Raw genomic sequence first — 12,384 nt, 5'->3', positions numbered from 1 at the left:
CGGTCCGCGCTAGACGCGCGGCATGTCGGCGAAGCGCGAGTACATCCCCTGGAAGGCGACCGCGATCTCGTCGGTCGCGCCGTTGCGGTGCTTCGCGACGATGAGGTCGGCCTCGCCCGCACGCGGGTGGTCGCGATCGTAGGCGGCTTCGCGGTGCAGCAGGATGACGATGTCGGCGTCTTGCTCGAGCGAGCCCGACTCGCGCAGGTCGGCGAGGGCCGGCTTCTTGTCGGCACGCTGCTCGGGTCCGCGGTTGAGCTGGGCGAGGGCCACGATCGGCACCGCGAGTTCCTTGGCGAGCAGTTTGAGGGCCCGCGAGAACTCGCTGACCTCCTGCTGGCGCGACTCGACCTTCTTGCCCGAGGTCATCAGCTGCAGGTAGTCGACGACGACCATCTTGAGCCCGACCCGCTGGCTGAGCTTGCGGCACTTGGCGCGGATCTCGACGAGCGTCATGTTGGGGCTGTCGTCGATGAACAGCGGCGCGTCGCCGATGTCGCCGCGCACGCTCGCCAGCCGGGTCCAGTCGCGCTCATCCATGTTGCCCTTGCGCAGCACATGCATCGGGATGCCGGACTCGGCCGACAGCAGACGGGTCGCGATCTCGCTGCGGCCCATCTCGAGCGAGAAGAAGATGGTCGGCAGCTTGTGGTGCACGGCCGCCGTGCGGGCGAAGTCGAGCGCGAGCGTCGACTTGCCCATCGCGGGACGGGCCCCCACGATGATCAGTTGGCCGCCGTGGAGGCCGTTGGTGAGGGAGTCGAGTTCGGCGAATCCGGTCGGCACGCCGGCGAGCTGCCCGTCGCGGCCGCGAGCCAGTTCGATCTCGCCGACCGCGGTGTCGATCGCCTCGACGAGCGGGATGTAGTCGTCGCCCTCGAGGCCGCCGGTGACGCCGTAGATCTCGGCTTGCGCGTTGTTGACGAGATCGGTCACCTCGCCTTCGCTCGCGTAGCCCATCTGCACGATGCGGGTGCCCGCCTCGACGAGCCGCCGCAGCACCGCCTTCTCGGCGACGATCGAGGCGTAGTAGCCCGCGTTCGCCGCCGTCGGCACGAGTCCGGTGAGGGTGTGCAGGTATTCCGCGCCGCCGGCGCGCCCGAGCAGACCGGTCTTGGTCAGCTCATCGGTGACCGCGATCACGTCGGTCGGCTCGCCGTGCGAGTACAGCGAGAGGATCGCGTCGAACACGACCTCGTGCTTGGGCATGTAGAAGTCGAGGCCGCGCACGACCTCGGTGACGTCGGCGACGGCGTCGTTGCTGAGCATCATGCCGCCGAGGGCGCTCTGTTCCGCGAGCAGGTCATGGGGCGGCGTGCGCTCCCCCTGCCACCCTCCGCGTTCGCCCGAGCCGGGTGCGTCGGCAAGTCCCAGGTGGGCGATGGACATGAAGTGACCTCCTGCGGTCAGGGTAAGCGGGCACGCCGACATCGCCGGACGACACCCTGAACGGCCGGTTTGCTGAGGTTCCCCCGAACCCCGCGACGGGAGTGCTCGTTCAGGCTAGGAGTGCACCGATGGGGGGACAACCCGCCCTGTGGACAACGCTGTGGGGAATCGGCGGGAAACGCCGACGCTCGTGTGAAGAAGTTGTGGAAACAGCTGTGGGAAACCGACCAAGATCGCGATTGAAGGATGATCTGATCAGGGATTTCTCATTGCACACCCTGTGTGTGGAAACAGGGTTGGAGTGCCACTTGAGAGTTCGGGGGTTGACAAGTCCCCTGTGGACGGATGCGGGACGCGTCACCGGAAAAGATGAGGGGGGTGTCCCCCGGTTAACGACGGATGGCGCACCCCGCGAGGGGTGCGCCATCCGGGTGAAACGCGTTACTTGGCGGCGACCACGTCGAGCGTCAGCGCGGCGAGAACGTCGGAGCGCAGACGCACGGTGGCGTCGTGCTTGCCGAGGCTCTTGACCGGCGCCGAGATCTCGATCGAGCGCTTGTCGATGTCGCCGAGCCCGGCAGCCTTGACGGCGGCCGCGATGTCGGCGGTCTTCACCGAGCCGAACAGTCGACCCTCGGTGCCGGCCTTGACGGCGAGCTTCACGGGGGCGGACTCGAGCTTGGCCTTGAGGGCCTGCGCCTCCTCGAGGGTGGCGAGCTCTTTCGCGGCGCGGGACGCCTTGATCGAGTCGACCTGCTTCTCGGCGCCCTTCGACCAGGCGATCGCGAAGCCCTGCGGGATGAGGAAGTTGCGGGCGTAGCCGTTCTTGACGTCGACGACGTCACCCGGCGAACCGAGGCCGGTGACCTCGGAGGTGAGGATGAGCTTCGACATGTCTCTACCGCCCCGAGCCCGCGTAGGGGAGGAGGGCCATCTCGCGCGCGTTCTTGACCGCGCGGGCGATGAGCCGCTGCTCCTGCACCGAGACGCCGGTGATGCGCCGGGCGCGGATCTTTCCGCGCTCGGAGATGAACTTGCGAAGCGTCGCGACATCCTTGTAGTCGATGATGCCGACGCGGATGCTCTTCGCGGGCGCCGCGTTCTTGCCCCCCTTGGGGACGCGCTTGCGGCGGTCGCCGCTGCTACTGCTCTTGCCAGCCATTGCTGTCTTCTTTCTGAATCTCTAGCGTTCTGTCAGCCCGACGGCTCAGAACGGGGTCTCGTCGTTGTAGGAGCCGGGCGTGTTCCAGACGTCGTCGGCGCCGCCGGCGGCCGGGGCACCTGCGGCCCACGGCTCTTCGGCTCCACCTGCGGCGACCTGGCCGCGGCCACCGCCACCGCTGCTGCCACCCGGCGCACGCGTCACCTGAGCGGTGGCGTAACGCAGGCTCGGGCCGATCTCGTCGACCTCCAGCTCGATCGCGGTGCGCTTGTTGCCGTCACGGTCGTCATAGGAACGCTGCTTCAGGCGACCGGTCGCGACGACCCGGCTTCCCTTCGTCAGCGAACCGGCGACGTGCTCGGCGAACTCACGCCAGCAGGACGCGCGCAGGAACAGCGCCTCGCCGTCCTTCCAGTCGTTCGCCTGACGGTCGAACGTGCGTGGGGTCGACGCGATGGTGAAGTTGGCGACGGCCAGCCCGTTCTGCGTGTACCGCAGTTCGGGGTCGGCGGTGAGGTTTCCCACCACGGTGATGATCGTCTCGCCGGCCATGACTACTCCGCCTCGGCCGCTGCGGGCTCGGGGGCGACGTCGGCGGCGGGCTCGGCCTCGACCGGCTTCGCGACGACGGGCGCGGCGGGCTTCTTCGCGATCGCGGCCGCCTTGCGGGCCGCCTTCGCTTCTTCCTCGGCGGTGTGCGCGGCGACGCGGGCGACGGCTTCCTCGGTGCGCAGCACCTTGGTGCGCAGCACGGCCTCGGAGAGCTTCAGCTGGCGGTCCAGCTCGACGCTCGTCTCCGACTTCGCGGTGAAGTTGACGACGGCGTAGATGCCTTCGGCCTTCTTCTTGATCTCGTAGGCCAACCGACGGCGGCCCCAGATGTCGATGTTCTCGATCGTGCCGCCATCGTTGCGGATCACGTTGAGGAACTTGTCCAGGCTGGGTGCGACGGTGCGCTCATCGATCTCGGGATCGAGGATCACCATCAGCTCATACTGGTGCGTCATTAACCCACCTCCTCTGGTCTCAGCGGCCGCAGGATGTCTGCGGCAGGAGGGTAGTGACGTGCCGCCCCCCGATCCGAAAGGCGCGGGCGGGCAACCTGTCGATCATAGGTCAGTTGCGCGCTGCCCACCAGCTGCGCAGTCGCCGCTCGGCTTCTTCCGCGCCGAGCGGGCCGGAATCCAGTCGCGCCTCCATGAGGAAGCGGTAGGCCTCGCCGACCTCGCGACCGGGCTTCAGCCCGAGGATGCTCATGATCTGCTCCCCGTCGAGGTCGGGGCGCAGCCGGCCGAGCTCTTCCTCTTCGGCGAGGGCCGCGATGCGGGCCTCGAGGTCGTCGTAGGCGTGGGCGAGCCGGTCGGCCTTGCGCTTGTTGCGCGTCGTCACGTCGGCCCGCGACAGGATGTGCAGGCGCTCGAGCTGGTCGCCCGCGTCGCGCACGTAGCGCCGCACGGCCGAGTCGGTCCACGCCCCCTCGGCGTAGCCGAAGAAGCGCAGGTGGAGACGGATGAGGTCGGCGACCGCCTCGGTCGTCGCCTTGTCGAAGCGCAGCGCCTTCATGCGCTTGGTCGCGAGCCGCGCGCCGAGAACGTCGTGGTGATGGAAGGTCACCCCGCCGCCCGGCTCGATCGCGCGCGTCGCCGGCTTGCCGATGTCGTGCAGCAGCACGGCGAGACGCAGCACCAGGTCGGGCGCGTGCTCACGCGAGCGCTCCAGTTCGATCGCCCGGTCGAGCGCGATGAGGCTGTGCTCGTAGACATCCTTGTGGCGCGCGTGCTCGTCGATCTCGAGCCGCAGGGCGGGCACCTCGGGAAGCACCTGGTCGGCGAGCCCGGTGTCGACGAGCACCCGGATGCCGGCCGACGGTTCGGGCGAGAGCAGCAGTTTCGCCAGCTCCTGCTGCACCCGCTCGGGGGCGACGATGTCGAGCGTCGACGCCATCCGGCGCGCGGCATCCGCGGCGGTGGGGTCGAGGTCGAACCCGAGCTGGGCGCGGAAGCGCGCGCCGCGCAGCATCCTCAGCGGGTCGTCGCCGAACGAGATCTCGGGGGCGCCCGGGGTGCGCAACCGGCGATTCAGCAGGTCGTCGAACCCTCCCGTGGGGTCGACCAGCTTGAGCTCGGGCACCCGCAGCGCCATCGCGTTCACGGTGAAGTCGCGTCGGGTCAGGTCGGCCTCGAGGGTATCGCCGAACTGCACCTCGGGCTTGCGGCTCGTGCCGTCGTAGGCGTCGCTGCGGTAGGTGGTGATCTCGCAGACGTAGCCGCCGAGCCGCACGCCGATGGTGCCGAACCGACGCCCGGTGTCCCACAGCGTCTTGCCGAGGGGTGCGAGAACGGCCTCGGTCTGCTCGGGGGTGGCGTCCGTCGTGAAGTCGAGGTCCACGTCGTCGCCGGTAAGCGCCCTGCCGAGGAAGGCGTCGCGCACGGTGCCGCCGACGATCGCGAGTTCGTGCCCGGCGGATGCGAAGAGCTGGGCGAGCTCGGCGACCGCGGGTCGGGTCGCGAGGTCGCGAAGGCGTTCCATCGCCTCCGCAACGCTGTCCATCCGTCCATTGTCGTCGGTGTGCGGGTCGGCCGACGCGACCCGCACGCGCTCGGCGCTTAAGCTCACTGGCATGGCGGCTGCGCGGGATCGACGACGCGTGTCGCCCGTGACCCGCGCCGCGGTGGTCGTCACCGTCGCCGCCGCCGTCCTCGCACCCGCCGTGCTCGCCGCTCCGGCTGTGGGCGCCCCGCAGGCGGTCGGCGCCCCCATGGCGGTGAGCATCGTCGTGCCGATCACGGCGCGCGCCGGGGATGACGGCCTGCTCAGCGCCGAGGCGCTGTCGATCGCGACCTCCCCGGCGGGCAACCTCACCCGCGAGCTCGACGAGGTGCTGGCGACCTCGGCGACGGTGGCCCTGGACCCCATGATCCCCGCCTCGATCCGCGCGCTCGGCTCGACCGCGCCCGAGACGGCCCTCGACTGGCTCGACCGGCTCGAGTCGGCTGCGAACGAGGTCTTCCTGCTCGCCTACTCCGACGCCGACCTCTCCGCCCTCATCCGCGCCGATTCGATCGACCTCGCCCAGCCGCTCGGGTTCGGCTTCGCCCTCGACCCCGACGCCTTCGGCCCGGCCCAGACCGCGTCGCCGACACCGACGGCCACGCCGACGCCCGAGCCGACGACAACCCCTGACCCCGAGGACCCGCCCCCGCTTCCGACCACCGACGAGCTGCTCGCCTGGCCCGACGCGATCGGCCAGATCGCCTGGCCGTCGGATGGCTCGGTCGCCGCCTCCGGTCTCGAGGTCTACGCCGACACCGGCTACGACGCGGTGCTGGTGACGTCCGCCAACGTGTCCGAGACCGCGAGCGCGCTCGTGGAACTCGGCCCGACCCGCGCCCTCGTCGCCGACTCCGCGGCATCCGACCTGTTCCGGGAGGCGAGCACCTCGATCGACGACGCGACGCGCGAGCAGGCCATCGCCCGGCTGGGCGCAACGCTCGACGGGCTGGCCGCCGCGCATCCGGGCCGATCGCTGGTTCTCACCCTCGATCGTGCGTCGTCGTTCTCGGCCTACGGTCTCAGCGAGACCGTCGCGTCGATCGTGGCCCGGGATTCGACTCAGGTGACCGGGCTCTCGGGGGTGCTCGCCGGCGCGACCGAGAGCGCGAGCGTCGTCGAAGGCGCGCCCGCCGACCACATCGCGGCGGCCCCTTCGCTGGTGGCGGCCGTCCGTGCCGAAGACGCGTTCGCCACGATCCTGGCCGACCCGCTCGCGCTCACCGCCGAACGACGGCTGCAGCTTCTCGCGCTGCTCGCCGTGCAAGACGTCGACGCCGACGACTGGGCGACGCGTTCCGCCGCTTTCCTCGAACGCTCGACCGAGATCTTGGGCTCGGTGTCGATCATCGACACCGGCAACCTCCTGGTCACCAGTACGCAGACCTCGATCCCCATCAAGATCGCGAATGCCCTCGACTTCGCCGTGACGGTGCGCGTGGCGGCGAGCCCGCAGCGCCCGCTGCTGCGGATCGACAGCCCGACCGATGTCACCGTCGAGCCGGGCTCGTCGAAGGTGGTGCGGCTCGACGCGGAGGCGATCACCAACGGCACCGTCGTCGTCGAGGTGAGCCTTTCGAGTCCGTCGACGGGGGTCGCGATCGGAACCCCGCGGCGGTTCGACGCCGATCTGCAGGCCCAGTGGGAGACGGTAGGGATCATCGTCGGTGCCGTCGCCACGGTCGTGTTCGCGGCGGGGATCGCCCGCAACGTGATCGTGCGGCGCCGGCGCGCAGCGCGCGAGCACGAGCTGGAAGCGCAGGAGGCCGCGTGAGCGGCACGGTGCAGCGCGCGAGTGCGGCGCTCGCCTCGGGCACGATCGTCTCGCGCCTGCTCGGATTCGCCAACGTCTCGGTTCTCGCGTACGTGATCGGCGTCCAGGGCTCCGGCCCCAACGCGTTCGCCCTCGCCAACCAGCTGCCGACTTACGTGTACGCGATCGTCGCCGGGGGTCTGCTCTCGGCGGTGCTCGTGCCGCACATCGTGAAGGCCGCCACGCAAGCCGACGGCGGTCAGGCCTTCGTCAACCGCCTGGTGACCCTCGGGGTGTCGGCGTTTCTCGCCGCGACGGTGCTCGCGACGCTCGCGGCGCCGTTCATCGTGCGCCTCTACGCGCTCGGCAGCAGCGACCGGGCGCTCGACGGCGGCGGCCTTGAACTGGCGATCGCGCTCGCCTATTGGTGCCTCCCGCAGATTCTCTTCTACGCGGTCTATGCGCTCGTCGGCGAGGTGCTTAGTGCGCGCGGCATTTTCGGGCCGTCTGCATGGGCCCCGGCGCTCAACAACGTCGTCATGATCGGCGTTCTCGTGCTGTTCGGCGTTGTCTACGGATTCCGCGGGCACGACGATCCGGCCACCTGGACGCCTGAGCGCATCGCCTTGCTCGCCGGCGGGGCGACCCTCGGCGTCGCACTTCAGGCCGTTCTGTTGCTGTTCTTCTGGCGGCGCACCGGGCTGCGCTTCCGCCCCGACTTCCGCTGGCGCGGCGCGGGCCTGGGCGCGCCGGCGCGCGCCGCCGGCTGGGTCTTCGGGATGGTGCTCATCATCCAGCTGACGAACCTCGTCCAGACGAACGTCGCGGGCCGGGCCGATGACTCGGATGCCTCTCTCGCAGTGCTACGGATCGCGTGGCTCATCTTCATGCTCTCCCACTCGATCGTCGCGATCTCGATCGCGACGCCGTACTTCACCCGCATGAGCGCCGCAGTGCGCGACGGCGACACTCCCGGGTTGCGTGCCGACCTGTCGGCATCGTTGCGCGCGATCGGGATGCTCGTGGCGGGGACCGGGACCGCCCTCGCCGCTGCCGCGCTTCCGTTCGCCGCCTTCTTCGCCGAGGACCCCGAGGGGGCACGGGCGATCGCCCTCGTGCTGCTCGGGTTCCTGGTCGGGCTGGTGCCGTTCAGCACGCTGTACGTCGTGCAGCGCGCCTTCTACGCCCTGGGCGACACCCGCACGCCGTTCGTCCTCCAGATCGTGCAGGCCGCGCTCTTCATCGCCGGCGCGCTCGCCCTGCTGGCCGCGCCGTCGGCCTGGATCGCGGCCGGGATCGGCCTGGTGACCTCCCTCTCGGTCATCGCACAGGCGATCGTCGGAGCGATCATCCTGCGCCGTCGGCTCGGGGGCGGCGGAGCGGGCGTCGTCCGTCGCTTCGGGGTCTTTGCACTCGCCACGATCCCCGCTGCGGCGGCGGGTGTCGGCATCCTCGCGCTCTTCGGTGGCTTCGCCGCAGACGGTTTCGCAACGGCGGGCCAGGTCGAGGGGATCGTGACGACCGCGATCGTCGGGGCCGGCGCCATCCTGACCTTCCTCGGCGTGCTCGCGGTGACACGCGCACCCGAGCTGCGCGGCGTGCTCTCTTCCGTCAGGCGAAACTGAGAGCCCACCTGTTCCGAAATACCGGATACCTAGGATGTGTTGCATCAGATGGACAGGAGCGCAGGCTCCGGAAGGCAGGCACGCGCAATGCGTCAGATCGTGATCATCGGCTCGGGGCCGGCCGGGTACACCGCCGCGATCTATGCCGCGCGCGCCAACCTCAAGCCGCTCGTGATCGCGTCGAGTGTCGAATTCGGCGGCGAGCTGATGAAGACCACCGAGGTCGAGAACTTCCCGGGATTCCCCGAGGGAATCATGGGTCCCGACCTGATGATGAAGATGCAGGCGCAGGCCGAGCGCTTCGGCGCCGAGATCGTCTACGACGACGTCGTGAAGCTCGAGCTCGAAGGTCCGGTCAAGCGCATCCACCTCGGCGACGGCACGGTCGAGGAGGCTCTCGCGGTCATCTACGCCACCGGCTCGGAGTACCGCAAGCTCGGCCTCCCCGACGAGACGCGCCTCTCGGGGTACGGGGTCTCGTGGTGCGCCACCTGCGACGGGGCGTTCTTCAAGCAGAAGAAGGTCGCCGTGGTCGGCGGCGGTGACTCGGCTCTCGAAGAGGCCACCTTCCTCACCCGGTTCGCCGACGTCGTCTACGTCGTGCACCGTCGCGACGAGTTCCGCGCATCGGCCGCCATGCAGGACCGGGCCTTCGCCGACCCGAAGATCCAGGTGCTCTGGAACCAGGAGGTCTCGCACATCTACGGCGACGAGAAGGTCACCGGCATCGGTCTGACGAGCACCGTCGACGGCACCGAGACCACCCTCGACGTGCAGGGGCTGTTCGTGGCGGTCGGTTCCGATCCGCGCACCCACCTGGTGCACGGGCAGCTCGAGCTGACGGCCGCCGGCACGATCGCGGTCGACGGGCGCTCGTCGCGCACCAAGATCCCCGGGGTGTTCGCCGCGGGCGACGTCGTCGACCCGAAGTACAAGCAGGCGATCACGGCGGCGGGGTCGGGAACCGTCGCCGCCCTCGACGCCGAGGAATACCTCGACACCGTCCCGGCCGAGCTCATCGCGCAGGCCGAGGGCGTGCCCGCCTAGGAATCTTCGACGGCCCCTCCCGGTTGTCTCTCGTAGACCCACGCACTGTCAGGAAGAAGGAACCCCGATGTCCAGCGCCAAGGATGTGACCGACGCCTCGTTCGAGGCCGACGTTCTCAAGTCCGAGAAGCCGATCATGGTCGACTTCTGGGCCGAGTGGTGCGGCCCGTGTCGCGCCGTCTCGCCGATCCTCGACAAGATCGCCGAAGAGAACGCCGACAAGCTCTCGATCGTGAAGCTCAACGTCGACGACAACCCGTTCACCGCCGAGAAGTACGGCATCACGTCGATCCCGGCGATGTACGTCTTCAAGAACGGCGAGGTCGTCAAGCGCGTCATCGGCGCGAAGCCGAAGCCGGCCCTCGAGGCCGACCTCGCCGAGTTCCTGGCGTAACTGCCATCTGATCAGGCTTTTCTCCCGAAGGCCCGCTCCCGGGGGAGCGGGCCTTCGTCGTCCCGGCGTGCCGCTCGAGGTTCCCGTCGCGCGGGGGTGCGCCAGCGATCGGCCTCCCGGGCCACTGCAACAGGGTTGGACCGTTCGGCCTCGGCGGGAACGTTCGGCGGCGGATCGCCGGGTAACCTTGACGGCTATGCAGACGCAGGGCAACAACATGGATCCGTGGTACGGGCTGTATGCCGCCCGTACGGCCGGCCTGTCGGCCTCTGAGGTCCGTGCCCTGTTCGCCGTCGCCAGCCGCCCCGAGGTGGTGTCGCTGGCCGGCGGGATGCCGTTCGTGTCGGCCATCCCGAAGGATCTGCTGACCGGCGCCGTCGAGCGCACGGTGCGTGAGCGCGGCGCGACCGCGCTGCAGTACGGCTCCGGCCAGGGGATGCCGGCGCTGCGCGAGCAGATCCTCGAGGTGATGGCGCTCGAAGGCATCCATGCCGGCGTCGACGACATCGTCGTGACCACCGGGTCGCAGCACGCGCTCGAGCTGGTCGCGAAGCTGTTCCTCGACCCGGGCGACGTCGTGCTCGCCGAGGGCCCGTCGTACGTGACCGCGATCACGGTGTTCAAGTCGTTCCAGGCCGAGGTGGTGCACTCGGCGATGGACGACCAGGGCCTGCAGCCGGAGGCGCTACGGGAAACCATCACCCGGGTGCGCGCGGCCGGCAAGAAGATCAAGTTCCTCTACACGATCCCGTCGTTCCACAATCCGATGGGCGTCACCCTCCCCTGGGAGCGGCGCATGGAGATCCTCGAGATCGCCCGGCAGAACGACATCCTCGTGCTCGAGGACAACCCGTACGGCCTGCTCTACTTCGACCAGGCGCCGCCGCATGCGATGCGCTCGATCGAGGCCGACGGGGTGATCTACCTCGGCACGTTCTCCAAGACACTCGCCCCAGGATTCCGCGTCGGGTGGGCCGTCGCGCCCCACGCGATTCGAGAGAAACTCATTCTCGCGAACGAGGCGGCGGTGCTCTCGCCCTCGTCGTTCTCGCAGACCGTCATCTCCGAGTACCTCGGGTCGGCCGACTGGAAGGGCCAGATCGACACCTTCCGCGGCGTCTACCGCGAACGCCGGGATGCGATGCTCTCCGCCCTCGCCGACCAGCTGCCGACCTTCTCCTGGACGGTGCCCACCGGCGGCTTCTACGTCTGGCTGCGGCTGCCCGATCATCTCGACTCGAAGGCGATGCTGCCCCGCGCCGTGAAGGAGCTCGTCGCCTACACGCCCGGCACCGCCTTCTACGCCGACGGCTCCGGTCGCAACGCGATGCGCCTGTCGTTCTGCTACCCGACACCCGACTTCATCCGCGAGGGCATCCGCCGCCTCGCGATCGTCATCAACGGCGAGCTGGCGCTGCTGAACGAGTTCCAGCAGACCGGACCCGTCTCGACCCTCCCCGCCGAGTCCGAGGGCGTTCTGCCCCCGTTCGCCGGCTGAGATCGCCATGACCTCGCTGAAGCGCGTCATCGTCCTCGCCGGCGGCATCTCGCACGAACGCGATGTGTCGTTGCGCAGCGGCCGCCGGGTCGCCGACAGCCTCCTCGAGCACGGCCTCGAGGTCGAGCTGCGCGACCCCGACGCCACGCTGCTCGCCTACCTGCGCGACAACCGCCCGGATGCCGTGTGGCCCGCCCTGCACGGCGCGAGCGGCGAAGACGGCGCCCTGCGCGGCCTCCTGGAGTTCCTCGGGGTGCCGTTCGTCGGGTCGTCGTCATCGGCCGCCCGGCTCGCCTGGGACAAGCCGACCGCCAAGATCGTCGTCGCCCGGGCCGGTGTCGCCACCCCGCGATCGATCACGCTGGGCCGTGACGCCTTCCGCGAGCTCGGCGCCGACGCGATCTTCGCCGCGATCGACGACGAGCTGCCCGTGCCGCTGGTGGTCAAGCCCGCGCAGGGCGGCTCGGCGCAGGGCGTCACGATCGTCACCGAACGCGAGGCCATGCCGCGCGCGATGGTCGAGGCGTACACCTACTGGGATGTCGCCCTCGTCGAACAGCAGATCACCGGCACCGAGATCGCCGTCGGCGTCATCGACACCGGGGACGGGCCCGTCGCCCTGCCCGCGGTCGAGATCGAGCCGCTCTCGGGCGTCTACTCGTTCGAGGCGCGCTACAACGCCGGCGAGACCCGGTTCTTCACCCCGGCCCGGCTCTCCGATGAGGTGACCGCCCGCGCCGCGCAGGCGGCGGTCGATGCGCACGTCGCCCTCGGGATGCGGCACCTCTCCCGCGTCGACCTCATCGTCGACGGGGCCGGCACCCCGTGGTTCCTCGAAGCCAACGTGCTGCCCGGCCTCACCGAGACGTCGCTGCTGCCGCAGGCCCTCGAAGCCGCCGGGCACGACCTCGGCTGGGTCTACACCCGCCTCGCCGAAGCCGCGCACACCGCCTGACCTCCTCGGCG

At 69.8% G+C, this 12,384-nt stretch carries 11 protein-coding genes and 1 pseudogene; 6 read left to right on the top strand and 6 right to left on the bottom strand.

The window, feature by feature from the left end:
• Positions 1 to 9: 9 nt before the first annotated feature.
• The 6 genes and pseudogenes from dnaB to IE173_RS11625 all read right to left on the bottom strand — a co-directional run bounded on the left by dnaB (position 10) and on the right by IE173_RS11625 (position 5,101).
• Positions 10 to 1,389: a replicative DNA helicase gene (dnaB, locus tag IE173_RS11650; RefSeq protein ID WP_191283671.1), complete on the bottom strand. Its 1,380-nt coding sequence runs from the start codon at positions 1,387 to 1,389 to the stop codon at positions 10 to 12.
• A 441-nt stretch (positions 1,390 to 1,830) separates the two neighbouring features.
• Complete coding sequence (gene rplI, locus IE173_RS11645; protein WP_191283670.1) at positions 1,831 to 2,283, bottom strand: 50S ribosomal protein L9; 453 nt, start codon at positions 2,281 to 2,283, stop codon at positions 1,831 to 1,833.
• A 4-nt stretch (positions 2,284 to 2,287) separates the two neighbouring features.
• Positions 2,288 to 2,551: a 30S ribosomal protein S18 gene (gene rpsR, locus IE173_RS11640; protein WP_191283669.1), complete on the bottom strand. Its 264-nt coding sequence runs from the start codon at positions 2,549 to 2,551 to the stop codon at positions 2,288 to 2,290.
• Positions 2,552 to 2,596: 45 nt separating this feature from the next.
• A complete protein-coding gene (locus IE173_RS11635) occupies positions 2,597 to 3,103 on the bottom strand; it encodes a single-stranded DNA-binding protein (protein WP_191283668.1) in 507 nt (168 codons plus the stop codon).
• Between the two features lie 92 nt (positions 3,104 to 3,195).
• A pseudogene (gene rpsF / locus IE173_RS11630) lies at positions 3,196 to 3,558 on the bottom strand (30S ribosomal protein S6); the annotation flags it as partial.
• A 109-nt stretch (positions 3,559 to 3,667) separates the two neighbouring features.
• Complete coding sequence (locus IE173_RS11625; protein WP_191283666.1) at positions 3,668 to 5,101, bottom strand: CCA tRNA nucleotidyltransferase; 1,434 nt, start codon at positions 5,099 to 5,101, stop codon at positions 3,668 to 3,670.
• Positions 5,102 to 5,171: 70 nt separating this feature from the next.
• Here IE173_RS11625 and IE173_RS11620 point away from each other — a divergent pair, with 70 nt between their 5' ends.
• The 6 genes from IE173_RS11620 (at position 5,172) to IE173_RS11595 (ending at position 12,373) form a co-directional block, all read left to right on the top strand.
• Entirely contained in the window at positions 5,172 to 6,875 is a 1,704-nt protein-coding gene (locus tag IE173_RS11620; protein ID WP_191283665.1) for a DUF6049 family protein, read from the top strand.
• A complete protein-coding gene (gene murJ, locus IE173_RS11615; protein ID WP_191283664.1) occupies positions 6,872 to 8,479 on the top strand; it encodes a murein biosynthesis integral membrane protein MurJ in 1,608 nt (535 codons plus the stop codon). The genes IE173_RS11620 and murJ overlap by 4 nt, the downstream gene beginning before the upstream one ends.
• An 87-nt stretch (positions 8,480 to 8,566) precedes the next feature.
• Entirely contained in the window at positions 8,567 to 9,526 is a 960-nt protein-coding gene (trxB, locus tag IE173_RS11610) for a thioredoxin-disulfide reductase (RefSeq protein WP_191283663.1), read from the top strand.
• Positions 9,527 to 9,593: 67 nt separating this feature from the next.
• The gene (gene trxA / locus IE173_RS11605) at positions 9,594 to 9,920 is read left to right on the top strand and encodes a thioredoxin (RefSeq protein ID WP_191283662.1); all 327 of its coding nucleotides are present in this window, start codon (positions 9,594 to 9,596) and stop codon (positions 9,918 to 9,920) included.
• A 196-nt stretch (positions 9,921 to 10,116) separates the two neighbouring features.
• Positions 10,117 to 11,418 (top strand): aminotransferase-like domain-containing protein, encoded by a 1,302-nt coding sequence (locus IE173_RS11600; RefSeq protein WP_191283661.1) that lies wholly within the window; start codon positions 10,117 to 10,119, stop codon positions 11,416 to 11,418.
• 7 nt (positions 11,419 to 11,425) lie between these two features.
• The gene (locus tag IE173_RS11595; RefSeq protein WP_191283660.1) at positions 11,426 to 12,373 is read left to right on the top strand and encodes a D-alanine--D-alanine ligase family protein; all 948 of its coding nucleotides are present in this window, start codon (positions 11,426 to 11,428) and stop codon (positions 12,371 to 12,373) included.
• The last annotated feature ends 11 nt before the right edge of the window (positions 12,374 to 12,384 follow it).

Source organism: Pseudolysinimonas yzui, from assembly GCF_014653215.1.
Lineage (GTDB): Bacteria > Actinomycetota > Actinomycetes > Actinomycetales > Microbacteriaceae > Pseudolysinimonas_A > Pseudolysinimonas_A yzui.
Note: the sequence above shows the minus strand (reverse complement) of the source record. Positions and strands in the feature narration are given on the sequence as shown.